The following is a 25,829-nucleotide window of genomic DNA, read 5'->3' on the forward strand; positions in this document are numbered from 1 at the left end:
TTTTAAATAAAAATTTAACGCATTAAATAGTTTATTATTTATAGGTTTTTAAATGATAAAAAAAATGGTATTTTTAGCCCTCATATAATTGATACATGAAGTTAGACATTTCTGAAGTAAACCCTAAAGAAAACATTATAATTAAAGGAGCTAGACTCCACAATTTAAAGAATATAGATGTTGTTATTCCAAGAAACAAACTGGTTGTAATTACTGGTCTTTCTGGTTCTGGAAAATCTTCTTTAGCGTTTGATACTTTGTATGCAGAAGGTCAAAGGCGTTATGTAGAAAGTTTATCTTCTTATGCGCGTCAGTTTTTAGGAAAATTACACAAACCAAAAGTAGATTACATAAAAGGTATTGCACCTGCAATTGCTATTGAGCAAAAAGTAAATTCTACGAATCCTCGTTCTACAGTGGGGACTTCTACAGAAATTTACGATTATATTAAATTATTATATGCCAGAATTGGTAGAACCTTCTCTCCTATTTCTGGAAATGAAGTAAAAAAAGACACCGTTTCTGATGTTGTGAACTTTATAAAAAAGTTTGACGAGAGAACAAAACTATTATTATTGGCGCCTATTTCAATTGATGAAAACCGAGATTTAAAAACTGTTTTACAGGTTTTAGAACAACAAGGTTATGCGCGTTTAAAATGGAATGATAAAGTATATAGAATATCCGATTTCCCACAAGCGGATTTTAAAAATGAGGATTTATTTTTAGTGGTTGATAGAATTATCACAAAAGATGATGAAGATTTTTACAACAGATTAGCAGATGCAATTCAGACTGCTTTTTTTGAAGGAAAAGGAATCTGTTTTGTTGAAAATTTAGAAGATCATAAAGTTGCTGAATTTAGTAATAAATTCGATTTAGACGGAATGTCTTTCTTAGAACCAAACACACATTTATTCAGCTTTAACAATCCTTATGGAGCTTGCCCAACTTGTGAAGGTTACGGAAGTGTAATTGGTATTGATGATGATTTAGTCATTCCAAATACGGGTTTATCCATTTTTGAAGATGCTATTTTTCCTTTTAAAACACCTTCTTACATTCATTATAAAGAAGACTTAATTGAGGTTGCATATCAATTTGATATTCCTATTCATAAACCTTGGTTTGAATTAACCGAAGAACAAAAAGCATTAGTTTGGGATGGAAATGAAAGCTTTCACGGAATTCATCATTTCTTTACTGTTTTAGAAGAAAAAAGTTATAAAATACAAAATAGAGTGATGCTTTCTCGCTATCGAGGAAAAACAAAATGTACTTCTTGTAACGGAAAACGATTAAGACATGAAACCAATTTTGTTAAAATAAATGAGAAAACAATTTCTGATTTAGTAACGCTTCCTTTGGATGAATTATCAGTGTTTTTCAAAAATATAGAATTAGATAAATACGAAGCCAAAATCGGGAAACGTTTGTTGACAGAAATCAATAATCGTTTGCAGTTTTTAACTGATGTTGGTTTGTCATATTTAACAATCAACAGAACATCAAACACACTTTCTGGTGGTGAAAGTCAGCGTATAAATCTGGCGACTTCTTTAGGAAGTTCTCTGGTTGGTTCTATGTATATTTTAGATGAACCTAGTATTGGTTTGCATCCAAAAGATACAGAACGTTTAATCGGTGTTTTAAAAGATTTACGAAATTTAGGAAACACCGTTGTTGTGGTAGAACATGATGAAGATATCATGCGAGAGGCCGATTATATTATAGATATTGGTCCGGAAGCGGGGACTTTTGGTGGACATGTTGTTGCGGAAGGTGATTTTGATGCCATTTTAAAATCGGATTCTTTAACTGCAAAATATTTAAACGAAGAATTAAAAATTGAAGTTCCTAGAAAACGTAGAACTTCAAAAAATAGCATCCAAATTATTGGAGCAAGAGAAAACAATTTAAAAAATGTTGATGTTACCTTTCCTTTAAATTGTTTAACTGTAATTACAGGAGTTTCTGGTTCTGGAAAAAGTACATTGGTTAAAAATATTTTGTATCCAACAATGCAAAAAAAATTGATTGGTTATGGAGATAAAATCGGTCAACATACAGAAGTTAAAGGAAATTTCGAGAACATAAAACACGTAGAGTTTATAGATCAAAATCCTATTGGACGCTCTTCTCGTTCAAATCCAGTAACGTATATTAAGGCTTATGATGATATTAGAGCACTGTTTTCTAATCAGAAATTATCATCCATAAGAAACTACAAACCAAAACACTTTTCTTTTAATGTTGAAGGAGGTCGTTGTGAGGTTTGTAAAGGTGAAGGTGAAGTTACAATTGAAATGCAATTTATGGCAGATGTGCATTTAGAATGCGATGTTTGTAATGGAAAACGTTTCAAGAAAGAAGTTTTAGAAGTCAAATTCGATGGAAAATCTATTGATGATATTTTAAACCTTACCATTGATGATGCTGTTCAGTTTTTCTCTGAAAATTTAGTCACCAAAATTGCAAGCAAATTAAAACCATTGCAAGATGTTGGTTTAGGGTATGTAAAATTAGGGCAATCTTCTTCTACCCTTTCTGGTGGTGAAGCGCAACGTATAAAATTGGCTTCCTTTTTAGTAAAAGGAAATACAAAAGACAAGGCTTTATTTATTTTTGATGAACCAACTACTGGTCTACATTTTCACGATATTCAGAAATTATTAGCTTCTTTTAATGCGTTAATTGACAAAGGACATTCCATTATTGTAATTGAACATAATATAGAGTTGATTAAATGTGCAGATTATATTATTGACTTAGGTTTAGAGGGTGGGAAAAATGGAGGAAACCTTATTTTTCAAGGAGTTCCTGAAGAGTTAGCTAAAAACAAGGAATCATATACTGCTAAATATTTGGCGGAAAAATTGGTTTAGTAGAAGCTATTTCCTGCTTTACACTATATCTTTTTTTCGAAAATAAAAAAAAGGATGTCGTTTCAATCAGGGCTAGACTTGTTTATGAACAAATAGTAAAAAAATTAAGTAAGTGCCATTTAATAAAAATGAGATTTCTCAATCGCTGAAAAAGCTCATTTCTAAATGACAACCGTTAGAAAATAAAAAAAGTAAAATGATTACGAATTTAACAGACAAACAAAAAATTAATTGGGTAAGAATAATTGCACTTATTCCCGTACTTATTTTAATGATGTACGCTCCAAGATTATGGGTTTCCACTAAAGGTTTTCCTACAATTCCGTTGTTTGATTGGTGGCCAATTCTTAAATATCCTTTCGATTATATTTTAGGAAGTTTCTTCTTTCTAATTCAAATTGTATACATTTTTCAGAATAAAAGATGGCAAGGTTGGGCCATTATTTTGCTCTACGTTTTCTTAGCTTTGGTTGATCAAAACAGGCTACAACCCTATTTCTACCAGAGTTTTTTAACCATTTTCGCTATTGAAATTTTCAACAGAAAAGCAAATCCTAAAAAAATATTGTATGCAATCATTCTTATCTTTTTTGCAACTTATTTTTGGAGTGGAATTCAAAAAGTAAACGAAGCTTTTTACATACAATGGTTGAGTGCTCTAAACAAACATTTTAGCTTTTTACCACAATGGTTTTTACACGTTTTCACCTATGCAGTTCCTTGGTTAGAAGCATTAATGGGTGTTTTATTGTTATTTAATAAAACTAGAAAATTTGGTGTTTTATTTATTTTAGCAATGCACGGTACAATTACGTTTCTATTATTTTATTTAGGGTATGGCTACAATGTTGTACCTTGGAATATTCAGAATATGTTTAGTGTTGTTATCTTATTTTGGACTTTAAAAACAACAAATGCATTTGAATTTTTCATTCAGTTTTTCAACAAACAAAAAATAGCAATCTTAATTTTTACAATTGCCTTACCGCTTGCAAATAATCTTACTGGTTTTTATGATAGCTTGTTGTCATTCCATTTTTTTACGGCAGATTTAAACTATTATAATATTTTTATCAATGAAGAATTAGAAGATACTTTACCTGATGATATTCAGCGTTTTTATCGTTTTGAAAACGGAAAAGCATACATTCAAATGAATGAATGGGCACAGTCAGACAATAAAGTATTGTTTTATCCTGAAGAACGAATTGTTAAATATATGGATGTCTATTTACGTTCTTTTGCTAAAAACCCACAAGAAGAAGGATTGACAAAACTGGTTGTTTATAATCAAGATTGATCTTTTTTAACGAATTCTAATTCATAGTATCCGAATTCTAATACAGGCAAAATTAACCTCAACTTCTCATTTACTTTTACAGTGTATTAACATTTAAAAAAGTAGAAATCATGAGAACATTCCTAAAAAAATCAGTATTCGTAGCAGGTTTAATCGTTTTAAGCAATCCTTTTATCAGTTGTGACAACAACGAAATAAAAAAAGAAAAAGACGTTATCACTTTAGCAGAAAATGTCATTCCTATTCACGAAGAAGTTGATATAGAAGTTATCGCAAGAAAACCAATTGTATTTATTGCAGGTTTTGATAAAGGTAACGAAACCTTTTACTCAAATGCCAGAACTTATTTTCAAGAAAAAGGGTTAAAAGTTATTGACGGGCAATATTCCTTAGAAGAAATTATTGTGTGGTTAAACGAAAACTCAAATCAAAATCCTTATGGCGAAGTTCATATTGTAAACCAAAGTAATCCTTATAAAGGAATGAACTTAGAAACGGTTGTTAGAGGAGAAAAAATAACGACAGAAACTTTAAGAAGAAGCATTTCACAAGGTACTTTACCATCACTTAAAAATGTAGTAAACAATAACACTAAAATTGTTTTTCATGCTTCTGGATTGGTAGAAAACAAAGCGCTTTTAAAAACATTAAAAGATGCATTTTCAGCTAAAAACTTACCAAAAGTTATCGCATCTCCATATCACACGGTTTTTGGCGGAAAGTTTTCGAGCCTTTATTTAGCACAACCTTATTACGTGTTTTATCCAACAGCACATTCTCCTGGGAAAATGGATTTATCCAAAGAAATTGCAAAGAAATATCCAGAAGAAAAAGATATAGATTGGTATGACGCTTTAAATAATGAAGAAGAAAGATATGTTGGTGAAGCTTATACAACTCAGTTTAGTATTCCTATTAAATGGGAGTTTGGTTACCACAATACAGATGATGAAATGCCAATATTTACATCGCAAGAAGAAGTAATGGATTGGATTGAACAACATGAAGAATTAATGGTAGAGATTAATAAATATAATATTCCTTTAGAAAAATTTAGATGGAATTGGAACGTAAAAAACAGCACATTAGTAATTAGAGGTAGAACATCTGCCTTGTGTGTATTAAAACCTTTAATTAAGCCTTATGGAAATTTAAAACACATTGAGCCAGATACCAGCAACAAGCGTTTGTATGCGATGAAGTAAATTGGAATGGAAATTGTGATAAACGTTATTACACTAAATTAAAAATGGTGTAATGACGTTTTAATTAGTTAAGTTTGTAAAGATGGATACATTTTTTAAAATATTATTTCTATTATTTTGGATGATCTCTGTTGATGTAAATTCTCAAGAGAATAATCTTCAAAATTTCACAACTTCGGATGGATTATCTAGTATCTCAATAAATGATATTATTCAAGATAAAATTGGCTATTTATGGTTGGCAACAGACAAAGGTTTGGTACAATTTGATGGTGTTAATTTTAAAAACCATACGATTCATAGTCAGTCTGAAGCAACCATTTTATTTTCTAAAAACAATCAATTATTAGTTGCTCATACTTCTGGTCTTTTTTTAAGAAGAAATGATTCAACTTTATATTTAGGAAAAGAAAAAGTAAATAAAATTGTTTCTTTAAATGATAAAATTCTCCTTGGAACAAATGAAGGAATCTATCAATTCATTGATCATAATATAACACCTTTAAAAATACAATCGAAAATTGATTTTTCTATAATTAATGATGTTATTCAATTTGAAAACGCCATCTATATTGCGAGTAACAATGGTTTATGGAAATTAGACAAACTAATTGATCCTTCAAAAGTTCAGAAAATTATAGATACAAATATTGAATCTTTATTAGTAATCAATAACCAATTAGCAATTCAACTTAAAAATAAAATACAATTTTACAAGAACAATAAAATTGTGTCTAACATTGATGTTTTAGAAGATATTACTTCTATCAACACTATTGATAAAGAACTTTGGATAACAACAAATGGAGATGGAATTCACATTTACAATTTACCGAATTTCACTTTCCAAAGAAAAATAAACAAGTATAATTCAGCTATTTCAAGTGAAATAAATACTGTTTTTAAAGACACTCAAAATTCTATTTGGATTGCAAGTTCAAACAAAGGTTTGTATAAATACACTTCAATTGAAGAAACAGTTAATACTGCAGTTTATATTGAGAATATATCTATCAATTATAAAAAAATTGGTTCTTTAAATGTTAATAATTTAGAATTAAAACCAGATGAGAATAATATTTCTTTTACATTTAAATCAGTCGATTTAAAGAATGCTAAAAACATTCAATATCGTTATCAACTAAAAAAGGGTTTTACTCCTTGGACTCATCAAAACAACGTAGATTTTGCAAACCTTAAAGCTGGTAAATACACTTTTATCGTTCAATCTAAAAATGGAAAAACACTTAGTAAAAAGGTGGCTTTTCATTTTTTTATTGAAACACCTATTTATAAAAAAATGTGGTTTCTTATTTTAAGTGGCGTTTTATTATGCCTCTTATTAGCAGGTTTTATCGATTTGTATATTAGAAAACTGAATAAGAAAAATCAACAAAAAGTAAATGCTTTAAAAACAGCAAATCACTTGCTAACTTTAGAGCAGAAAGCGTTGCAATTACAAATGAATCCGCATTTTATTTTTAATGTTTTAAACGGAATAAAAGCACTTGGTAATTCAGGAAAACCAAAAGAATTAAATAAGATTATTTCTCAGTTTTCAATACTTTTAAGAAGTGTTTTAAACAATTCACGTTTAGAAAAAATTAGCTTAAAAGATGAAATTGAAACTTTAAAAAACTATTTAGAATTAGAACAAAAAATGAATTCTAAATATTTTGAATTTAGCATTGAAACATTACTAAATAATATAGATTCAGAAGAGATTTTAATTCCACCAATGTTATTACAACCTTTTGTAGAAAACTGTATAAAACATGCTTTTCAACCAAACACAAAAGACCCAAGAATTAAAATTTTATTTGAAGTAAAGAACAATTTCTTACATTTTGTGATTGAAGATAATGGCATTGGATATCATCAATCTAAAAAAGAAAAAGTAAAAACGAATCATCATTCAGTTGCGTTAGCAGTAACGAAAGAGCGAATTCAGCATATATCAAAACACAACTCATTTTCTATTGAAGAAATAAAAAATGAAAAAGAAATTTCTGGAACAATAATTAGTTTCAAAATTCCTTTAAAAACAGATTATTAAGAGAGTATGGAAAGAAGAAAATTTATAAAAAACACTTTAATTACAGGAATCGGAGCAAGTCTTGTAGGCGGATTTTATTCTTGGCAAATAGAACCTTTTTGGTTGGAGTTTGTAAAAGTAAAAATGCCTATCAAAAATTTACCAAAAGACTTAATTGGTAAAACGCTGATGCAAATTAGTGATGTACATGTTGGAAATAAATTTGACTATGAATATATTATAGACTCCTTTAAAAAAGCACGTCTTTACAATCCCGATTTTGTTGTTTATACAGGAGATTTTGTTTCTTATGAAACTCCAGAACAATTTGATCAACTAGAAAAAGTATTTAAATATGCTGTAAATGGAAAATTAGGAACTGCTGGTGTTTTAGGTAACCATGATTACGGTGTTGATTGGCTAGAACCAGATGTGGCTGATAGAATTTCATCAATTTTAGACAAAGCGAATGTTACAATTCTTAGAAATGAAGAAGTAAGTTTTAGTGGTTTAAACATATTAGGTATTGATGATTATTGGGGATCAAATTTTAATCCCGTAAAGATCATGAATAAATACGATGCTAAAAAAGCAAATTTAGTTTTATGCCACAATCCTGATGTTTGTGATTTAAATGTTTGGAATAATTATAAAGGTTGGATTTTGTCTGGACATACGCATGGAGGACAAGTAAAACCTCCGTTTTTAAACCCTCCTATTCTTCCTGTAAAAAATAAAAGGTATTCTTCTGGCGAATTTGATTTACATGACGGCAGAACACTTTACATAAATAGAGCGCTTGGTAATTTATTCCAGGTTCGGTTTAATGTAAGACCAGAAATTACAATATTTGAATTAGAAGAAGAAAAATAATATGAAAGAATTAACAGCTGTTTTAGTAGATGACATGCCTATTGCATTAGAAATGTTAGAAAATGACATTGTTAACAATCATCCAGAAATTAAAATTACAGGAAAAGCAAAATCTGTTGTTGAAGCTGCAAAATTATTACGAAAAAATCAACCTGACATTCTGTTTCTAGATATTATGTTAGGCGATGGAACAGGATTTGATATTTTAGAAATTTTCCCTGATTTAAGATCGAAAATTATCTTTGTAACTGCAAGTGATGCTTTTGCTATAAAAGCTTTTAAATTTGCTGCGATAGATTATATTCTAAAACCTTATTCTGACGAAGATTTAGCCATTTCAATAGAAAAAGCACAAAGTCAAATTCAACCAGATAAGCAACAATTAAATGTATTACAAGAAGCTGTAACAGCTCCAAACAACAAGCCTAGTAAAATTTCTTTACATACTTCAGAAAAAATAATTGTTGTTAATATTGATGATATTATTCGTTGTAAATCCGATAATAATTATACTACTTTTCACTTTAAAGACAAGTCTAAAATATTAGTTTCTAAAACACTGAAACATTATGCAGATATGTTAAAGGAAGTCAATTTTTTAAGAGTACATCAGAGTCATTTAGTAAACACAAAATACATTAAAGAGTTTATAAAATCTGATGGTGGCTACTTAATTCTTACGGACAATTCTAATGTTCCTGTTTCTGTAAGAAAACGAAATGAAGTTTTAGAAGTTCTAAATTCTTATTAAAAACGTCTAGTACAAAAATAGAATCCTTCTCTAATGAGAAGGATTCTATTTTTGGATGGAAGACGAGACTTCTTTCGACTGCGCTCAAGATAAACTACTCTTCCCTTTTTAATCTTAAAAAAAAGTATAGAAACAAAAAAAGCTTCTTATTTCTAAGAAGCTTTGTTTTTTGGGTGGAAGACGGGACTCGAACCCGCGACACTCGGTACCACAAACCGATACTCTAACCAACTGAGCTACAACCACCATATAATTGCGGCTGCAAATATAATTCTTATTTTCAATATACAAAAATAAATCTTTAAATTAATTCACTTAATTTTTCAACCGCTACGTAACGTTCTGAGGTAAAACCTTCTGCATAATCTACTCCAATCAGCCTACCTAAATCTTTTGCTCTATAATCAATACTTTCTGTAAAATTCTTACTTGTAATCAGTGTTTCGGGCTCATTACTAGTCGGGTCATAGAACTGAGAAGTATATGCTAATACCGATTTCTTTTTAACATCCATAAAACCAGTAACATTAACTACAAAATCTGGTTCAATATTTTTCCATTGAATGTAATGATACACCAATTTTGGTCTCCATTTTTCTTGTTGCTCTCCTCCTGTTTCAGTTTCTATTTTTAATAATCCACTTAAAAAACAAGCGTCAGAAACCAAATTACTTCCTTTTGGATGATCAATATGTCTATCATCAATAGCATTACATAAAACTATTTCTGGTTGATACTTTCGTATCATTTTTACAATTTCTAATTGATGTTGCTTGTCGTTGATAAAAAACCCATCTGCAAAACGTAAGTTTTCACGAACAGAAACTCCTAAAATCTTAGCTGAATTTGCTGCTTCCTGATCTCTTATGGCTGCAGAACCTCGTGTTCCTAATTCACCTCTGGTTAAATCTACAATACCAACTTTTTTACCTAAAGAAATTTCTTTTGCAATAGTTCCTCCACAACCTAATTCTACATCATCAGGATGAGCTCCAAATGCTAAAATATCTAATTTCATATAATTCTTATGTTTTTTACTTTCTTGCTTTTCACTTAAAATAAAGTCAATAACTAACTCCTAAACTTACAAATTAGCATTGGTATTTTAAAAAATAAAAACAACTTTTAATCTTTGTTCTTAAAGTCAAAAATAACCTTTTTAAAAAGATTATATAGAAAGCTTCTAAATCAATTTATTATTGTTTTTTAAAATACGAAAAAGATTGTAAAAATTAGCTGATCTTAATCATTTTTATCAATTAAAAAAGGCTTTAAATTTACTTCACAAAAACAAATATTTTTTACTCTAAAAGGGAAAGATTATGATTTTAATGATCATTATTCTTACAGTTACTATTCATTTATTTATTGGGAGTAAACACTCCCCAAATGCAATAGCTACAAACTCAATAACGGGTATATTTCTTTGTAATCCCTCAACATCAACAACATTTTTTAAATCTATTAGAACCATTGCAAATAGAATGATTATAAATTCTAGAGGTTCTAAAATAATCAGGAACCTAAAAACGTAGCGTTCCTAATTTAATATTATTGTGAATTTTAATATTAGTGCCAATAATTTGGCGATTTTAAATAAATAATTTTTAAAAAATTCGATTATGACAGAGTGTGCAATTATTCCAAAAAAATCAGATTTAGGAATTTACGGTATTAAAAATGTAACTTCTCATTGGAATCAATCCCCAGAAGAGTTACAGCAAATTACCTTAGAAAAAGGAATGGGTAGAGAAACCAATAACGGAACTTTAGCTATTAATACAGGTAAATTTACGGGGAGATCTCCACAAGATAGGTTTATTGTAAAAGATGATTATACGGAAAATAAAGTTTGGTGGGGAAAAACAAACAAACCCGTTTCATCTGAAAATTTCGATAAACTACAAAATAATATTGTAGACTATTTATCTAATAAAGAACTGTATATAAGAGATGGTTATGTATGTGCAGACCCGGTTTATAGAACAGATATTAGAACAATAGCAGAGTTACCTTGGTCTATTTCTTTTGTCTTTAACATGTTCTTAAGACCTTCAGATGAAGAGTTAGAAAATTTTGAGGAAGATTGGTTGGTTTTATGTGCTCCTGGTTATGTTTGTGACGATCCAAAAGCCTATGGTATTCGTCAAGGAAATTTTTCTATTATCAACTTTACAAAAAAAACAGTTTTAGTAGGTGGTTCTGGGTATACAGGTGAAATAAAAAAAGGAGTATTTTCTGCTTTAAATTTAATTTTACCAATTGAAAAAAATGTTTTACCAATGCATTGTTCTGCAAATGTTGGTGAAGATGGAGATACTGCCATTTTCTTTGGATTATCAGGTACAGGAAAAACAACTTTATCTGCAGATCCTTCAAGAAAATTAATTGGTGATGATGAACATGGTTGGACCGCAGAAAACAACATTTTTAATTTTGAAGGTGGCTGTTATGCAAAAGTCATCGATTTATCAGAAGAAAAAGAACCCGATATTTTTAGAGCGATTAAGCCAGGTGCTTTATTAGAAAATGTAGTTTTTAACGAAGATGGTGATATCGATTTTATGGATGGAACAATTACACAAAACACACGTGTTAGTTACCCAATTTATCACATAGATAACATTGCAAAACCTTCTTTTGCAGACAACCCTAAAAACATTTTCTTTTTAACTTGTGATGCTTTTGGTGTTTTACCTCCAATATCTAAATTAACTCCTGGGCAAGCTGCGTACCACTTTATATCTGGTTATACTGCAAAAGTAGCGGGTACTGAGGCTGGTATTACAGAACCTGTACCATCATTTTCTGCTTGTTTTGGCGAACCTTTTATGCCATTACATCCAACAAAATATGCAGAAATGCTAAGTTCTAAAATGACCGATGCAGGCGTTAATGTTTGGCTAATTAATACAGGTTGGTCTGGTGGACCATATGGCGTAGGTTCTAGAATAAAATTAAAATATACGAGAACAATGATTTCTGAAATATTAAAAGGTAGTTTAGACAATGTTGAATTCGAACAACATCCAATCTTTGGTTTATTTATGCCAAAATACTGTCCTAATGTACCAATTGAAATATTAGATCCAATGAACACTTGGTTACAAAAAGGAGCTTACATTGGCAAAGCAATTCATTTAGCACATTTCTTCCACTTAAACTTCGAAAAATTTGCAAATGAAGCTTCAGATCAGATAATAGAAGGTGGTCCATTAATTGATGAACATCATCAATTAAGTCACATGTAAGTTTTCGTATAATTTTATACTATAAAAGCAAAGAGTCTAACTCTTTGCCTTTTTTTATGGCTTGTTCTATATCGGCAATTAAATCTTTCGTTTCTTCTATACCTACAGAAAAACGAATTAATCCATCTTTAATTCCTCTTGCCAAACGCTCTTCTTCACTTAATAAGGCATGCGTTGTTTGTACAGGACTTACTGTAGTACTTTCTAATCCGGCTAAACTCATTGATGGTTTTATCAGTTTTAAATTATTCTGAAATTCCATAGCATCAATTCCTTCTGATAACTCAAAAGACAACATTGCACCAAAACCTAGCATTTGTTTTGCCGCAATTTCAAAACCTGGATGATTTGTTAGACCAGGATAATATACTGTATCTATATTCTCGTTTCTATCTAAATAATTCGCCATTTCTTGCGCATTTTTCGTCTGCTCTTTTACACGTAAGTTTAATGTTTTTAGACTTCTTTCTAATAACCAAACTGTTTGATCGCTTAAATTACCTCCAAAATTGATAGCAGTTTTCCAAATTTGTTCAATATGTTCTTTGGATGCAGCTATTGCTCCTGCAGAAATATCTGAATGACCTCCCATATATTTCGTTGCAGAATGTAACATAATATCAATTCCGAAATCTACTGGATTCTGATTGATGGGTGACGCAAACGTGTTGTCAATCATCGTTAGAATTCCGTGTTCTTTAGCCAACCCAGAAATAGCTTTCATATCTGTAATTCCTAATAACGGATTCGAAGGCGTTTCTATATATAAAACTTTGGTATTTTCTTTAATTAAAGACCTAAAATCTTCCACTTTATCAGATTCTGTAAAAGAATATTCAATCCCGAATTTTTCAAATTCAGAAACAATAAAATTATACGTTCCTCCATAAATAACTTGCTGTACCACAACATGATCTCCTTTTTGTAAAAAAGCAAATAAAGCTGCCGAAATAGCTGCCATTCCAGAACCAAAAATCAATGCATCTTCCGTTTTTTCTAAAGCCGCAATTTTCTTGTGCAACATTTCTTGATTTGGCGTATTAAAATAACGTGGATAACGTTTTACATCTACACCATCAAACGCATAGGAAGTTGAAGTATATATTGGAGAAACTGCTCCTTTAAACTGTTCATCCTTTACTTCGCCAACGTGAACACAAGTTGTGTTTATTCCTAGTTTTTTATTCATATTCTATTAATGTAAAAGTTGATGAAAAATAATATTTTTTATTCTGTTTATACACTGAACAATTAAAAGTGTCTTTTGTAATTAAATTAACCACATCAAATTGGTCTATTAAATATTGAGATTCTTTTTCTACATCCAAAATTTTATATTTTGTTGTATCAATAGTATTTCTATAATTTATTGTTTCAGATTTTTTTAACCCTAAGATAAAATTCCTCCAACTTACATTTCCTTCATCACAAACATCGTTTTTCTGCAGATTTATATCTTGCCAAACCAATTCATAAATTGAATCACTTAATTCTAAAGCATCCTTTTCTAAATATTTGTCATACTTAGTCACCCTATCTAAAGTATCAATTACAGTTAAAATGTTTTCATTAGAATTATAAAAAATAATTTCTTCAGGGTTTATTGGAGGAATATCAATTTGATAATAAATTGTTGTGTCATTCATTTTCTTACCAATCAAAATAACATCAACACCAAAACTTCTTTTATAACCGCCATCATACAAATCACCACAAGAAACATCTTTAGTTACTTCAAAAGGCAAAATAGAAATTTGTTTTTTCTCACAAGAAGAAAGAGACAAAGCCACAACCAACAAACAAATAAACTTTTTCACAAATAAACTTTTTTACATCTGCCAAATTAAGAAAATCAAATCTATATATTATCTATAATTTCAATATCTTCGTTTTATGATATCAGTTTTACTCGTCGGGAAAGGAAATGTTGCCACACATTTATACAATACTTTTTTAAGTGTTGATACTATTGTGTTTACACAAATCAGTTCTAGGAAGTTAGAACATATTCCGAAAGCAGACATTACAATTATTGCAGTTTCTGATGATGCAATTGCCGAAGTTTCATCAAAAATTAAAAACCCTTTTGTTGTGCATACATCTGGATCTTGCTCTATCAATGAATTAAAAAACGCAACAAACAAAGGTGTTTTTTATATGCTACAAACTTTTTCTAAAGATAAAAAAGTCGATTTTAATGAAGTTCCCTTTTGTTTAGAAGCTGATAATGAAAGTAATTACTTATTACTTGAAGAATTAGCGAAATTAATTGGTAAAAAAATATACGCTGTAAATTCGGAACAACGTAAAGCATTGCATGTTGCCGCTGTGTTTGTAAATAACTTTACAAATCATATGTATAAAATTGGGAACGATGTTTGCAATGAATATCATGTGCCCTTTGAAATTCTGCAACCTTTAATTAAAGAAACAGCTTTAAAAATTGAAACTTTATCACCAGAAAAAGCACAAACAGGACCTGCAATTAGAAACGATAAAAGAACAATAAAAAATCATTTAGATTTGCTAAATAACGAGCAACAAAAAATCTATAAAATCATTACAAAATCAATCCAGAATGGAAATTAGTTACAAACAGTTATTACCTAAAATAAACACTTTAATTTTTGATGTAGATGGAGTTCTTACAAACGGAATGGTAACTATTATGCCAGATGGTGAGTTGGTTAGACATATGAATATTAAGGATGGTTACGCTTTAAAAACGGCAGTAGACAAAGGCCTTAATGTTTGTATTATTTCTGGCGGAAAAAATGAAGGAGTAAGAACTCGATTGGCAAATTTAGGAATAAAGGATATTTATTTAGGCGCTCATGATAAGATTAAACAATACAAAGAATTGGTAGAAAAGTATAATTTAAAACCTGAAAATGTGTTGTATATGGGAGATGATATTCCTGATTATCCAGTAATGAAATTAGTAGGTTTACCTTCTTGCCCAAATGATGCTGCTCCAGAAATACAAGGAATTTCTAAATATATTTCTTACAAAAAAGGTGGTGAAGGTTGTGTTAGAGATGTTATTGAACAAGTTCTAAGAGTACAAGGTAAATGGGAAAATAATTTTAATGCTCAGTACGATTAATATGAAAACAAAAATTACTACTATATTAATATTGTTAATTACAGTTTTTATGAATGCTCAAACAGTTGTTGGAAAATGGAACTCAAGAGATGAAAAAACCGGAGAAATAGATTCTGTTGTTGAAATCTATGAAAAAAACGAAAAAGTTTTTGCAAAAATAATTGACATTACTGACCCTAAAAAGAAAGTTGCTCTTTGTACTTTATGCACAGGAAGTAAAAAAGACAAACCAGCATTAGGTATGCATATTTTGTATAAATTAGAGCAAAAAAGCAATAATAAATGGTCTGGTGGTTATGGCTTAGACCCTAGAAAAGGAAATTATTTTAATGTTTATATAAAATTAGTAAAACCGAATAAGTTAAAAGTAAGAGGGTATGCAGGTATTCCTCTTTTTGGTAAAACTATTTATTGGGAAAGAGTTCAATAACCAATATTACAATTTTTTATAAACACATTATCAATACGAATACAAAACAATAAAAAATTATGAAAAAATCAATTTTTACTTTAGCACTATTAATGTTTGCAGTAACAATAAATGCACAATCAATTTTAGGTAATTGGAAAACAGTTGATGATGAAACTGGTGAAACTAAATCTATCGTTAACCTTTATGAAGAAAACGGTGAAATTTATGGTAAGGTTCTTAAAGTATTAAACAAAGATCGTCAAGATGCTGTTTGTGATAAATGTGAAGGAGATAAAAAAGATAAATTGATCTTAGGGATGGTAATTGTTGAAGGGATGAAAAAGAAAGGTGACGAATATAAAAATGGTACAATTTTAGATCCTCAAAAAGGAAAAGAATATGATTGTAAAATTTGGTTAGACGAAGACAATAAGAACAAGCTGAATGTAAGAGGTTATATTGCCTTTTTATATCGTACACAAAACTGGTATCGTGCAATTGAATAGCTTTTACTATTAATTACAAATACCGTATCAATACGAATATAAAAAACATGAAGCAACTCCACTTCACTATTAATAATAGAAATATTTCTGCTAACAGTAAATTAGTAGCAAACATTTTAAAAGGCCTTCATTGTTTACCTAATTTGGAAAACAAAAAAGGTCTTTTATTTTCAAATACTGTTTTAGATAATTATATAGAAGAAGAGGCCAGACACAGCATTCAAACGCTAACGATTAAAGAAAACAGAAGTATTAGAACGTTGTCTAGTGGTGAGCAAAAAAAAGCATTACTCAATTACCTACTGCAACAAAAACCAGCTTTTTTAATTTTAGACAGTCCTTTTGAAAGCTTAGATACTTTAGCTGTTTCTAATTTAAAAGAAAGTCTTATTGCATTATCTTCAGATATTGTTTTAATTCAAATTTTCAATCGAAAAGATGAAATATTGCCAATAATTACGCATGTTTTAGAAATTGAAAATAATGAAATTACCACAACTATTCCTTTAGATAAATATCCTTTTGAAGAAACTAACTTTATCTTTAAAGGAGAGATTCCTAAACCAATCACTTTTTATAAGAATATACCAGAACAGTTAATATCATTCCAAAATGTATGCGTCGATTATGATGATAAAAACATTTTAAACAACATAAATTGGACCATCAATAAAAATGAATTTTGGCTTTTAACAGGACCCAATGGGTCTGGAAAGACCACAATTTTATCGATGATTTATGGAAATAACGTAAAAGCATTTCGACAAGAAATTTATTTATTTGGCAAGAAAAAAGGTTCTGGAGAAAGTGTTTGGGAAATAAAAGAGAAAATAGGCTATTTTAGTCCTAGCCTATTAGAGTTGTTTAAAAGGAGATTTTCCGTAATTGACATGGTGCTCTCTGGTTTTTTTGATAGTGTTGGTTTATACAAAACACCATCTACGCTACAAATTAAATTAGCTGATGAATGGTTGATGTTATTAAATTTAGAAAATAAAAGAAACACTCCATTTAACAACTTAACGACTGCAGAAGAAAGATTGGTTTTAATTGCGAGAGCCATGATTAAACATCCGCCTTTGTTAATTTTAGACGAACCTCTTATCAACCTAGACCATAAAGGAACTACAATTATTGTGAATTTAATTAATAAAATTGTAGCAGAAAGTACTACAACAATCTTATTTGTTTCTCATCGAGAAATAGAAAAATTACAACCTAATTTTATCTATGAGCTCACTCCTACTAAAAATGGTTCTATAGGAAACGTCAAAAAAGAACACTAGGAAATTTTGGTTTTTAGTTTTTAGTTTTTAGTTTTTAGTTTTTAGCAAAAATGAAAACATTGAAACTCTTCACCTTTGTACCTTTGCAACTTTGAACCTTTGAACCTTTGAACCTAATATCAATTTCTCTCTTCTAACATTGGTACAAAAGCAAAATCTCCTAATTCGTGTTTTTCGAATTCTTTTGCAGATTTACGAATAAACAACGTCATTATTTGTGTTTTATCACCAACAGGAATCAATAATCTACCTCCTACTTTTAATTGACTTAATAATGGTTTTGGTACATAGGGCGCACCAGCAGTCACAATAATTTTATCAAAAGGTGCTTGTTCTGGCAAACCTTTATAACCATCACCAAAAATAAATTTCTTAGGATTATAACCTAACTTTGGAAGAAAAAGAGATGTTTTTTTAAACAACTCACGTTGTCTTTCAATCGAATACACTTCTGCCTTTAACTCTAACAAAACCGCTGTTTGATACCCTGAACCTGTACCAATTTCTAAAACCTTTTCACCTGACTTAACTTCTAAAGTTTGCGACTGAAAGGCAACTGTATATGGCATAGAAATGGTTTGCTCTGCAGCAATAGGAAAAGCTTTGTCTTGATAAGCGTGTGACTCAAAACTACTGTCAATAAATAAATGGCGTGGAATTTTACGTACTGCATTCAGTACGTTTTCATCAACAATACCTTTTGCGTTTAATACGTTAGCAAGTTGGTTTCTAAGTCCTTGGTGTTTAGATGTATCTCTCAATTTTAACAAATTTCTGGAGTGTAAAATAGTAATTAATCCATATAAATAGGCATAAAATTGTATCTTTGTTTTTGGCTGATTTTTAAAAATCGGAATACACTAATTCAAAGTCTTTACGGAGAAATAATCTCGACTCAAAAAAAGATTATTTCGCCTTGTTCTCAAAGACTTATAAATATATTATATGCTTAAAGTTGGAGTATTAGGTGCTGGTCACTTAGGGAAAATTCATTTACGTTTGTTACAACAATCTGATAAATATGAATTAGTAGGGTTTTATGATCCTTCTAAAGAAAACGCTAAAAATGTTGCCAAAGAATTTGGTTACACTTCTTTTGAAACCATAGAAGCTTTAATTGAAGCTGTTGAAGTTGTTGATATTGTAACTCCTACATTATCACATTTTGATTGTGCGAAAAAGTCTATTGAAAAAGGAAGACATATTTTTATTGAAAAACCAATTACAAAAACAGTTTCTGAAGCAGAAGCAATAAAAACATTGGCAAGCCAATACCACATTTTAGGTCAGGTTGGTCATGTAGAGCGTTTTAATCCTGCATTTACAGCAGTAAAAGATAAGATTGAAAGCCCAATGTTTATAGAATGTCACCGATTAGCTGAGTTTAATCCTAGAGGAACGGATGTTCCTGTGGTGTTAGATTTAATGATTCATGATATTGATATTATTCTTTCTGTTGTAAAATCTGAAGTTAAAAATGTTCATGCTAGTGGAGTTGCTGTTATTTCTGACACTCCAGATATTGCAAACGCAAGAATTGAATTTGAAAACGGTTGTGTTGCTAATTTAACGGCAAGCAGAATTTCAATGAAGAACATGCGTAAAACAAGATTTTTTCAAAAGGATGCTTATATTTCTGTTAACTTTTTAAGTAAAGAATCTGAAGTTGTAAGAATGAAAGATGTTCCTAAAAACCCAGATGAATTTGCAATGATTTTACAAAATGCAGAAGGTGTTAAAAAACAAATCTATTTTGAAAATCCTGAAGTAGAAAACAACAATGCTATTTTAGATGAGTTGGAAACTTTTGCAGATGCTATTAATAATAAGACTACTCCTGTAGTTACATTAAACCAAGCTACAGAAGCATTAAGAGTAGCCCAAATGATTATTGATTGTTTTTAAAAGCCCATCCTTAATCCTTCCCAAAGGGAAGGAAACACTCTTAAGGATAGAAGTTAATTATAAACAAACTATAAGAATTACCGTTTTTGGAATTTAGTAAAACTTTTTAATCACAAATTTTTTATTCGCCCGAGTAAAAATTCCTTCCCTTCGGGAAGGTTAGGATGGGCTTTTAGTATGAAAAACATAGCAGTAATTGGAGCAGGAACCATGGGAAATGGTATTGCTCACACATTTGCACAATTTAATTATAAGGTTCGTTTAATCGATATCTCTGAAGCTTCTTTAGAAAAAGGAATGGCAACTATTGCTAAAAATTTAGACAGAATGGTGTCTAAAGAAAAAATTTCTGAAGCTGATAAAACTCAAACGTTGCAAAATATTAGCACATTTACTTCTATTAAAGAAGGTGTTAAAAATGCTGATTTGGTTGTTGAAGCTGCCACTGAAAATTCTGTTTTAAAAACTAAAATTTTTAAAGAGTTGGATGAAGTTTGTGCTGAACATACAATTCTAGCAACCAATACTTCTTCTATTTCTATTACTCAAATTGCGGCTGCAACAAACAGACCCGAAAAAGTAATTGGAATGCATTTTATGAATCCTGTTCCGATTATGAAATTGGTAGAGATTATTAGAGGCTATAATACTTCTGATGAAGTGATGGAAACAATTGTTGGACTTTCTAAAAAGGTGCATAAAATTCCGGTTGAAGTAAATGATTACCCTGGTTTTGTGGCAAACAGAATTTTAATGCCAATGATTAACGAATCTATTGAAACGCTGTATAATAATGTTGCTGGTGTTGAAGAAATTGACACGGTTATGAAGTTAGGTATGGCGCATCCAATGGGACCTTTGCAATTAGCAGACTTTATTGGTTTAGATGTGTGTTTGTCAATTCTAAATGTTTTACATGACGGATTTAAAAACCCAAAATACGCTCCTTGTCCGTTGTTAGTAAATATGGTAATGGCAGGAAAACTTGGTATAAAATCTGGTGAAGGTTTTTACGATTATTCAGAAAGTAGAAAGGCTGAAAAAGTAGCAAAAATGTTTATTTAGAAAAAGTTAATATAAAAAAACTATAATATGAAAACCCAAGAAAATGATTTTTTTGTTGATAAAGCTATTGCGAAATACCAAGCTTTATCAAAAAAAGAAAAATTAATGATTAATTTAAGCATCATTGTTTTTTCAGCTATTTATATTGTTGAAAAGGTTTATAATGGTGGTGAAGTTGTGGGTAAATTCTTATATGATATTAACAATTAATTCATAAGTTTTCCTCAGGAAAACTAGTCAACATGAGAAATATATTTTTAACTATTTCCTTTATTTTTACTGTATCTTTTTTGTCTGCTCAAGAGACAAAAAAAGGAATCCTAAACATTAAAAAAATTGGATTTCTTTATAATTATGCGAATGAAGACAATATTTTGTTTGATGATTTAGATTACACCTATGCAACATACATTTATAAGTTACAAGCTTTTTATGATTTAGGAACTTGGAAAAATTGGGGAATTGAATTAATTGTTCAACCTCAAATTCAAATTATTAAACATCAGTTGACAAACATTCACTTTGTTTTGCCTTCTGAAGAAGATTATAAAAACAAAAGAACTGAATTTACAACACCTAAAACGATCCGTTTATATGCTTTTGAATTAGGATTTGCGTTAAAAAGAGAGATTTTTAAAAATTTAGATGTTCGAATTACAGCAGGTTTAGGGGTGGCAAAAATAGAAACTAGGACAGAACGGTTGGCAAAAGGATTTACTTTTATAGAAAATGGATCTTTAGGATTGTCTTATAAAACTACTAAAAAAACAGCTCTATATATTGGCAGCAATATTGGACACGTTTCTAATCTTGATTTTAAAACACCAAATAACGGATATACGTTTCTAGGTTTTGAAGTTGGAATAACATACTTATTAAAATAAAAACTGATTTTTATCTCTTTGAGCGCAATAGAAAACTTAATAGTTCTCGACTGCGCTCGAACAGACATTAATTTTATTTACCCAACCAAGAGTTTAACATCCAAATTGTTTTTTCTTGTTCAGCTATAAAATCACTCATCATTGAGTTTGTACCTTCATCTGCTGCTTTATCAGATAATTCTAAAATTAAACGTTCGTTTTTTAATAATTCTGAAAGTGAATTCACCACCAAAACGACTCCTTCTACATCATTAGAAATATCTTTACCAATTACTACAGTTGCTTTTTCTAAATAATCTGTAAATGTATGTAATGGCTTTCCTTGTAAGGTTAAAATACGTTCTGCAATTTCATCAATCTTAATTTGAGAATCTGTATAAAATTCTTCAAACTTTACGTGTAATTCAAAAAAATTCTTACCTTTAATATTCCAATGTAAACCTCTTAAATTTTGATAATAAATTTGAAAATTTGCTAGTAATCCGTTTAATTCAGTAACTAAATTAGCCGTTTCTTGTTTGTCTAATCCTAATATCGTTTTATTCATTTTTGCTTGTTTTATTTGATACTTCAAATTTATAAGAAATTAAACACGATAACCTATAATTATTATTGATAGTTTTAATATCTTTATCAAAAAATTTTATACGACATGACAATTACTCAATTAAAATATGTTTTATCTGTTGCAGAATATCAAAATTTCACGGTTGCTGCAGAGCATAGTTATGTAACTCAACCTACTCTGAGTATGCAAATACAAAAATTAGAAGAGGAGTTAAGTATTAAAATATTCAATCGTTCTAAAAAACCAATTGAATTGACCGAAGTAGGAAAAAAGATTGTTGAACAGGCTAAAGTTATTGTTGATGAAAGCAATCGAATTTTAGATATTGTACACCAACAAAAAGGATATATAGGAGGTGAATTTAAATTAGGAATAATACCAACAGTTATGCCTACTTTATTACCGATGTTTCTACAAAACTTCACTAAAAAATACCCAAAAGTAAAGTTGATTATAGAAGAATTAACGACTGAAGAAATTATAAGAAAATTATCTGACGGTCATATTGATGCTGCTCTTGCTGCTACTCCTTTAGAAAACGAAACTATTATAGAAAGACCTTTGTATTACGAACCTTTTGTAGGCTTAGTACCACAAAATCATAGACTTTTTAAGAACACAAAAATAACTGCGGATGAATTAGAAATGGGAGATATTTTGTTATTAGAAGATGGGCATTGTTTTAAAGACAGTGTAATTAATTTATGCACAACTCATAAAATTGATAATAAAAAAGGATTTCAGTTAGAAAGCGGAAGTTTTGATACCTTAATTAAACTTTCTAAAGAAGGTTTAGGAATGACGTTATTACCTTATTTACATACCTTAGATTTAAATGATGTTGATAAAAGCCATTTACGCGAATTTACAAACCCTCCTCCTGCAAGAGAAGTGAGTTTGATTTATCATAAATCGCAATTAAAAATGCAATTAATAGAAGCTTTAAAAAAGACTATTGATGGTGTTATTAGAGGCGCTATTTCTTTTTCTGATGTGAAGATTATAAGTCCTTTACAGAAGAAATAAAACATACTAGTTTTACTTATTATAAAAAAAGAGGAAGCCAAAAGCTTCCTCTTTTTTAGTGTTTTACTAAATAATTAAGGGTGTTTATCCTGATAGTTTTTATTAGTGTTAGCAATACTTTTGTTAAAAACTAAAACCATTTACTATGAAAACATTAGTACTAAAACATCTATTAATAATTTTAGCAGTATTGTTTGCTTCAATTTCAAGTTCACAAAATGTTACTATTCCTGACAATGAATTTAAACAAGCATTACTAAACTATTCTCCAAGAATAGATACTAACTTCGATTATGAAATATCTATAACAGAAGCAGCAGCTATAACAACTCTTGATGTTTCCTATCATCACAGAGAAGAACATTTTATGCCAGATCCAAATGATCCTTTTGGTATTGGTGGAGGAATATTTGTCCAAGAAGGAATTTATGATTTTACTGGTATTGAAGCTTTTGTAAATCTAACGTCTTTAACTTGTATTGAAAATGATTTAACCACATTGGATGTTTCTGCATTAACACAATTAACGTATCTAAATTGTTCCAACAATATAAATTATATGGGGTTCTCAAATGGAATTACATCCTTAATTTTACCAACATCAAGTGCTCTAAGTTCACTTAATTCTTCTGGAAACTACTTATCATTACTTGATTTATCTACTTATACATCACTAACAAATCTAAATTTAGCAAGTAATAATCTAAGTAACTTACTTTTACCTAATACTAATACCATAACATCTTTAAACTGTAGTAGAAATCAATTAACTACATTAGATGCTTCTCCTTATACAGCGCTAATCAGTTTAGTTTGTGATAATAATTATATCAATACGCTTTCATTACCTAATACGAATACATTAACAACTCTTAAGTGTTTTGTAAATCAAATACCAAATTTAGATATTTCTAATAATTCTGGTTTAACACATTTTGATTGTAGAAATAACCCTTTTACAAATGGATTAGATGTATTAAATAATACTGCTTTAACAACTTTAAATTGTGCTAGTACACAACTGGTAAGCTTAGATTTAACCAACAATACATTACTAAATACATTAGCTTGTGGTAGTAATGCTATTACTGACTTAGATGTATCTAGACAAACAAGTTTACACACTTTATATGCTAATAACAACCAGTTAACTAGTTTAAACTTAAAAAATGGAAATAACACATCAATGTTATCAAGTAGATTTAATGCTAATAATAACCCCAACCTAAACTTAATTTGTGTTGATGATATTACGTATGCGAATTCTACTTTTATTAATAAAGATGTACAATCTTATTATTCAGATACTTGCTCATTCATACCAACAAATTCTAATACAATAACTGGTACCGTTTCTTTCGATTTTAATGCTGATGGATGCGATCCTTCAGATACCAAATCTATCAATACAAAGCTAACGAATATAAGTACGAATACTTCTAATGTTACATTTACCAATAACAATGGTCAATATTTAATGTATACTCAAGAAGCTAATAACACCGTAGATATCTCCCCAAATTTACCTAGTTTCTTTTCAGTAACACCAACCTCTCAAAATGTAAACTTTACAGGTTCTGGAACAACTCAAAATGTAGATTTTTGTATCACAGCAAATTCCGTAGTTAATGATGTTAAAGTAAGTATTTTACCACTAACAGAATCTAGACCAGGATTTCAAACTACCGTTAGAGTTTTTTACGAAAATTTAGGGTCCACTATTTTAAGCGGAGATATTAATTTAACTTTTGATGATTCTAAAGAAATATTTATCAATTCTTCAGAAACCTTAATAAATCAAACCACCAACTCATTAAGTTGGAATTATTCAAACTTAAACCCTTTTGAGAAAAAATATATTGATGTTATTTTCGAAATTAATAGACCAACAGATCTCATAAACCCCGTTAACAATGGAGATGTGTTATCTTATAATTGCACAATAAACCCAACTACAGGAGATGCAAACCCAACAGACAATACTATTAATTATGAAGATACTACAATTGGTTCTTATGACCCAAATGATATTATTGCTTTAGAAGGAAACTTCATCGATGAAAATGAAGTGCCAAATTATTTAAACTATAGAATTCGTTTTCAAAATACGGGTACTGCATCAGCAATAAATATTGTTGTGAATAACGAATTAGATTCAGATTTAGATTGGGATACTTTTCAACCAATAACTGCAAGTCATACTTATAGAATCTCAATTACAGACAACAATAAAATAGATTTTATTTTTGAAAACATTCATTTAGCAGACAGTACTTCTAACGAACCAGGGAGTCATGGTTGGATTTATTATAAAATTAAACCCAAAAGTAGTTTTGCCATTGGTGATGTTATAGATAATACCGCAAATATTTATTTCGACTTTAATCCGCCAGTAATTACCAATACATATCAAACCCAAATACCAGAACCTATTGTTACACCTATTGATGATTTAATAGCATCTGTTTATCCTAATCCTACCAGAGATATTGCAAATATTGAAGTTAATTTAAAAGGAAGACTGTTTGTTTTTAATAAGTACGGAGCGCTCGTTTTTAAACATCGCTTAGAAAAAGGAGTGAATACATTTAATTTTGATTGGTTAAGATCTGGTAGATATTTCTTAAAAATTAAATCTAAAAAACAAGTTATTTATAAAAAGTTAATTAAAAAGAAAAACGGTCGTGGGCGTGGTCATGGTTCTAGTCATCATGGAAATAAACACAACAATAGTCATGGAAGACATTGTAAAAACACACATCATTAAAACA

At 29.6% G+C, this 25,829-nt stretch carries 24 protein-coding genes and 1 tRNA gene; 19 read left to right on the forward strand and 6 right to left on the reverse strand.

Features of this window, described 5'->3' with window-relative positions; translation table 11 throughout:
- Positions 1-95: 95 nt before the first annotated feature.
- The 6 genes from uvrA to BTO07_RS05220 all read left to right on the forward strand — a co-directional run bounded on the left by uvrA (position 96) and on the right by BTO07_RS05220 (position 9,049).
- Positions 96-2,885: an excinuclease ABC subunit UvrA gene (gene uvrA / locus BTO07_RS05195; protein WP_087520221.1), complete on the forward strand. Its 2,790-nt coding sequence runs from the start codon at positions 96-98 to the stop codon at positions 2,883-2,885.
- Positions 2,886-3,081: 196 nt separating this feature from the next.
- Positions 3,082-4,185 carry a MauE/DoxX family redox-associated membrane protein gene (locus BTO07_RS05200; protein ID WP_087520222.1) on the forward strand — a complete coding sequence of 368 codons (1,104 nt, stop codon included), beginning with the start codon at positions 3,082-3,084 and terminating at the stop codon, positions 4,183-4,185.
- Positions 4,186-4,295: 110 nt separating this feature from the next.
- Complete coding sequence (locus tag BTO07_RS05205) at positions 4,296-5,390, forward strand: hypothetical protein (protein ID WP_087520223.1); 1,095 nt, start codon at positions 4,296-4,298, stop codon at positions 5,388-5,390.
- 82 nt (positions 5,391-5,472) lie between these two features.
- Positions 5,473-7,446, forward strand: a complete 1,974-nt coding sequence (locus tag BTO07_RS05210) for a sensor histidine kinase (RefSeq protein ID WP_087520224.1) — start codon at positions 5,473-5,475, stop codon at positions 7,444-7,446.
- 6 nt (positions 7,447-7,452) lie between these two features.
- A complete protein-coding gene (locus BTO07_RS05215) occupies positions 7,453-8,298 on the forward strand; it encodes a metallophosphoesterase (protein ID WP_087520225.1) in 846 nt (281 codons plus the stop codon).
- A 1-nt stretch (position 8,299) separates the two neighbouring features.
- Positions 8,300-9,049, forward strand: a complete 750-nt coding sequence (locus BTO07_RS05220; protein ID WP_087520226.1) for a LytR/AlgR family response regulator transcription factor — start codon at positions 8,300-8,302, stop codon at positions 9,047-9,049.
- A 171-nt stretch (positions 9,050-9,220) separates the two neighbouring features.
- Here the strand turns inward: BTO07_RS05220 and BTO07_RS05225 are convergent.
- Together BTO07_RS05225 and bshB1 are read right to left on the reverse strand one after the other, a co-directional pair.
- Positions 9,221-9,296, reverse strand: a tRNA-His gene (locus tag BTO07_RS05225).
- 54 nt (positions 9,297-9,350) lie between these two features.
- Positions 9,351-10,067 carry a bacillithiol biosynthesis deacetylase BshB1 gene (gene bshB1, locus BTO07_RS05230; protein WP_087520227.1) on the reverse strand — a complete coding sequence of 239 codons (717 nt, stop codon included), beginning with the start codon at positions 10,065-10,067 and terminating at the stop codon, positions 9,351-9,353.
- 304 nt (positions 10,068-10,371) lie between these two features.
- Here bshB1 and BTO07_RS17275 point away from each other — a divergent pair, with 304 nt between their 5' ends.
- On the forward strand, positions 10,372-10,584 hold the full coding sequence (locus BTO07_RS17275; RefSeq protein WP_157663288.1) for a hypothetical protein: 213 nt from the start codon (positions 10,372-10,374) through the stop codon (positions 10,582-10,584).
- A gap of 87 nt (positions 10,585-10,671) precedes the next feature.
- Positions 10,672-12,300 carry a phosphoenolpyruvate carboxykinase (ATP) gene (pckA, locus tag BTO07_RS05235; RefSeq protein WP_087520228.1) on the forward strand — a complete coding sequence of 543 codons (1,629 nt, stop codon included), beginning with the start codon at positions 10,672-10,674 and terminating at the stop codon, positions 12,298-12,300.
- A gap of 19 nt (positions 12,301-12,319) precedes the next feature.
- Here the strand turns inward: pckA and BTO07_RS05240 are convergent, their stop codons facing one another.
- Positions 12,320-13,489, reverse strand: coding sequence for a trans-sulfuration enzyme family protein (locus tag BTO07_RS05240; protein ID WP_087520229.1), 1,170 nt, complete (start codon positions 13,487-13,489; stop codon positions 12,320-12,322).
- Positions 13,482-14,117 carry a hypothetical protein gene (locus BTO07_RS05245; RefSeq protein ID WP_157663289.1) on the reverse strand — a complete coding sequence of 212 codons (636 nt, stop codon included), beginning with the start codon at positions 14,115-14,117 and terminating at the stop codon, positions 13,482-13,484. The genes BTO07_RS05240 and BTO07_RS05245 overlap by 8 nt, the downstream gene beginning before the upstream one ends.
- 76 nt (positions 14,118-14,193) lie before the next feature.
- On the opposite strand from BTO07_RS05245, the gene BTO07_RS05250 reads away from it, so the two are divergent.
- The 5 genes from BTO07_RS05250 to BTO07_RS05270 are packed head-to-tail and all read left to right on the forward strand — an operon-like array spanning position 14,194 to position 17,610.
- Positions 14,194-14,889, forward strand: a complete 696-nt coding sequence (locus BTO07_RS05250) for a Rossmann-like and DUF2520 domain-containing protein (RefSeq protein WP_087520231.1) — start codon at positions 14,194-14,196, stop codon at positions 14,887-14,889.
- Positions 14,879-15,406: a KdsC family phosphatase gene (locus BTO07_RS05255; RefSeq protein WP_087520232.1), complete on the forward strand. Its 528-nt coding sequence runs from the start codon at positions 14,879-14,881 to the stop codon at positions 15,404-15,406. Before BTO07_RS05250 ends, BTO07_RS05255 begins: the two co-directional genes overlap by 11 nt.
- 1 nt (position 15,407) lies before the next feature.
- The gene (locus BTO07_RS05260; protein WP_087520233.1) at positions 15,408-15,836 is read left to right on the forward strand and encodes a DUF2147 domain-containing protein; all 429 of its coding nucleotides are present in this window, start codon (positions 15,408-15,410) and stop codon (positions 15,834-15,836) included.
- A gap of 59 nt (positions 15,837-15,895) precedes the next feature.
- The gene (locus BTO07_RS05265) at positions 15,896-16,324 is read left to right on the forward strand and encodes a DUF2147 domain-containing protein (RefSeq protein WP_087520234.1); all 429 of its coding nucleotides are present in this window, start codon (positions 15,896-15,898) and stop codon (positions 16,322-16,324) included.
- 47 nt (positions 16,325-16,371) lie between these two features.
- A complete protein-coding gene (locus BTO07_RS05270; protein WP_087520235.1) occupies positions 16,372-17,610 on the forward strand; it encodes an ATP-binding cassette domain-containing protein in 1,239 nt (412 codons plus the stop codon).
- A gap of 119 nt (positions 17,611-17,729) precedes the next feature.
- On the opposite strand, the gene BTO07_RS05275 is transcribed toward BTO07_RS05270, so the two are convergent.
- Positions 17,730-18,371: a protein-L-isoaspartate(D-aspartate) O-methyltransferase gene (locus BTO07_RS05275; RefSeq protein ID WP_087520236.1), complete on the reverse strand. Its 642-nt coding sequence runs from the start codon at positions 18,369-18,371 to the stop codon at positions 17,730-17,732.
- 184 nt (positions 18,372-18,555) lie between these two features.
- Here BTO07_RS05275 and BTO07_RS05280 point away from each other — a divergent pair, with 184 nt between their 5' ends.
- The 4 genes from BTO07_RS05280 to BTO07_RS17500 all read left to right on the forward strand — a co-directional run bounded on the left by BTO07_RS05280 (position 18,556) and on the right by BTO07_RS17500 (position 21,464).
- The gene (locus BTO07_RS05280) at positions 18,556-19,515 is read left to right on the forward strand and encodes a Gfo/Idh/MocA family protein (RefSeq protein ID WP_087520237.1); all 960 of its coding nucleotides are present in this window, start codon (positions 18,556-18,558) and stop codon (positions 19,513-19,515) included.
- Between the two features lie 177 nt (positions 19,516-19,692).
- Positions 19,693-20,580, forward strand: coding sequence for a 3-hydroxybutyryl-CoA dehydrogenase (locus BTO07_RS05285; protein WP_087520238.1), 888 nt, complete (start codon positions 19,693-19,695; stop codon positions 20,578-20,580).
- Between the two features lie 27 nt (positions 20,581-20,607).
- On the forward strand, positions 20,608-20,790 hold the full coding sequence (locus BTO07_RS05290; protein ID WP_087520239.1) for a hypothetical protein: 183 nt from the start codon (positions 20,608-20,610) through the stop codon (positions 20,788-20,790).
- Between the two features lie 32 nt (positions 20,791-20,822).
- Positions 20,823-21,464, forward strand: coding sequence for an acyloxyacyl hydrolase (locus BTO07_RS17500; protein WP_087520240.1), 642 nt, complete (start codon positions 20,823-20,825; stop codon positions 21,462-21,464).
- Positions 21,465-21,537: 73 nt separating this feature from the next.
- On the opposite strand, the gene BTO07_RS05300 is transcribed toward BTO07_RS17500, so the two are convergent.
- A complete protein-coding gene (locus BTO07_RS05300) occupies positions 21,538-22,011 on the reverse strand; it encodes a Dps family protein (RefSeq protein ID WP_087520241.1) in 474 nt (157 codons plus the stop codon).
- 105 nt (positions 22,012-22,116) lie between these two features.
- Between BTO07_RS05300 and BTO07_RS05305 the strand changes: the two genes are divergently transcribed.
- Together BTO07_RS05305 and BTO07_RS05310 are read left to right on the forward strand one after the other, a co-directional pair.
- A complete protein-coding gene (locus tag BTO07_RS05305) occupies positions 22,117-23,058 on the forward strand; it encodes a hydrogen peroxide-inducible genes activator (protein ID WP_087520242.1) in 942 nt (313 codons plus the stop codon).
- Positions 23,059-23,203: 145 nt separating this feature from the next.
- Positions 23,204-25,825, forward strand: a complete 2,622-nt coding sequence (locus BTO07_RS05310) for a T9SS type A sorting domain-containing protein (protein WP_087520243.1) — start codon at positions 23,204-23,206, stop codon at positions 25,823-25,825.
- Positions 25,826-25,829: the final 4 nt, after the last annotated feature.

Origin of the sequence: Polaribacter sp. SA4-12 (genome assembly GCF_002163675.1) — a bacterium.
In the GTDB taxonomy this organism is placed as follows: Bacteria; Bacteroidota; Bacteroidia; order Flavobacteriales; family Flavobacteriaceae; genus Polaribacter.

What these genes read in the sequence shown, in the direction of transcription:
- uvrA (WP_087520221.1), top strand. Translation starts at nt 96, where the DNA reads ATGAAGTTAGACATTTCTGAAGTAAACCCTAAAGAAAACATTATAATT.
- BTO07_RS05200 (WP_087520222.1), top strand. Translation starts at nt 3,082, where the DNA reads ATGATTACGAATTTAACAGACAAACAAAAAATTAATTGGGTAAGAATA.
- BTO07_RS05205 (WP_087520223.1), top strand. Translation starts at nt 4,296, where the DNA reads ATGAGAACATTCCTAAAAAAATCAGTATTCGTAGCAGGTTTAATCGTT.
- BTO07_RS05210 (WP_087520224.1), top strand. Translation starts at nt 5,473, where the DNA reads ATGGATACATTTTTTAAAATATTATTTCTATTATTTTGGATGATCTCT.
- BTO07_RS05215 (WP_087520225.1), top strand. Translation starts at nt 7,453, where the DNA reads ATGGAAAGAAGAAAATTTATAAAAAACACTTTAATTACAGGAATCGGA.
- BTO07_RS05220 (WP_087520226.1), top strand. Translation starts at nt 8,300, where the DNA reads ATGAAAGAATTAACAGCTGTTTTAGTAGATGACATGCCTATTGCATTA.
- bshB1 (WP_087520227.1), bottom strand. Translation starts at nt 10,067, where the DNA reads ATGAAATTAGATATTTTAGCATTTGGAGCTCATCCTGATGATGTAGAA.
- BTO07_RS17275 (WP_157663288.1), top strand. Translation starts at nt 10,372, where the DNA reads ATGATTTTAATGATCATTATTCTTACAGTTACTATTCATTTATTTATT.
- pckA (WP_087520228.1), top strand. Translation starts at nt 10,672, where the DNA reads ATGACAGAGTGTGCAATTATTCCAAAAAAATCAGATTTAGGAATTTAC.
- BTO07_RS05240 (WP_087520229.1), bottom strand. Translation starts at nt 13,489, where the DNA reads ATGAATAAAAAACTAGGAATAAACACAACTTGTGTTCACGTTGGCGAA.
- BTO07_RS05250 (WP_087520231.1), top strand. Translation starts at nt 14,194, where the DNA reads ATGATATCAGTTTTACTCGTCGGGAAAGGAAATGTTGCCACACATTTA.
- BTO07_RS05255 (WP_087520232.1), top strand. Translation starts at nt 14,879, where the DNA reads ATGGAAATTAGTTACAAACAGTTATTACCTAAAATAAACACTTTAATT.
- BTO07_RS05260 (WP_087520233.1), top strand. Translation starts at nt 15,408, where the DNA reads ATGAAAACAAAAATTACTACTATATTAATATTGTTAATTACAGTTTTT.
- BTO07_RS05265 (WP_087520234.1), top strand. Translation starts at nt 15,896, where the DNA reads ATGAAAAAATCAATTTTTACTTTAGCACTATTAATGTTTGCAGTAACA.
- BTO07_RS05270 (WP_087520235.1), top strand. Translation starts at nt 16,372, where the DNA reads ATGAAGCAACTCCACTTCACTATTAATAATAGAAATATTTCTGCTAAC.
- BTO07_RS05280 (WP_087520237.1), top strand. Translation starts at nt 18,556, where the DNA reads ATGCTTAAAGTTGGAGTATTAGGTGCTGGTCACTTAGGGAAAATTCAT.
- BTO07_RS05285 (WP_087520238.1), top strand. Translation starts at nt 19,693, where the DNA reads ATGAAAAACATAGCAGTAATTGGAGCAGGAACCATGGGAAATGGTATT.
- BTO07_RS05290 (WP_087520239.1), top strand. Translation starts at nt 20,608, where the DNA reads ATGAAAACCCAAGAAAATGATTTTTTTGTTGATAAAGCTATTGCGAAA.
- BTO07_RS17500 (WP_087520240.1), top strand. Translation starts at nt 20,823, where the DNA reads ATGAGAAATATATTTTTAACTATTTCCTTTATTTTTACTGTATCTTTT.
- BTO07_RS05300 (WP_087520241.1), bottom strand. Translation starts at nt 22,011, where the DNA reads ATGAATAAAACGATATTAGGATTAGACAAACAAGAAACGGCTAATTTA.
- BTO07_RS05305 (WP_087520242.1), top strand. Translation starts at nt 22,117, where the DNA reads ATGACAATTACTCAATTAAAATATGTTTTATCTGTTGCAGAATATCAA.
- BTO07_RS05310 (WP_087520243.1), top strand. Translation starts at nt 23,204, where the DNA reads ATGAAAACATTAGTACTAAAACATCTATTAATAATTTTAGCAGTATTG.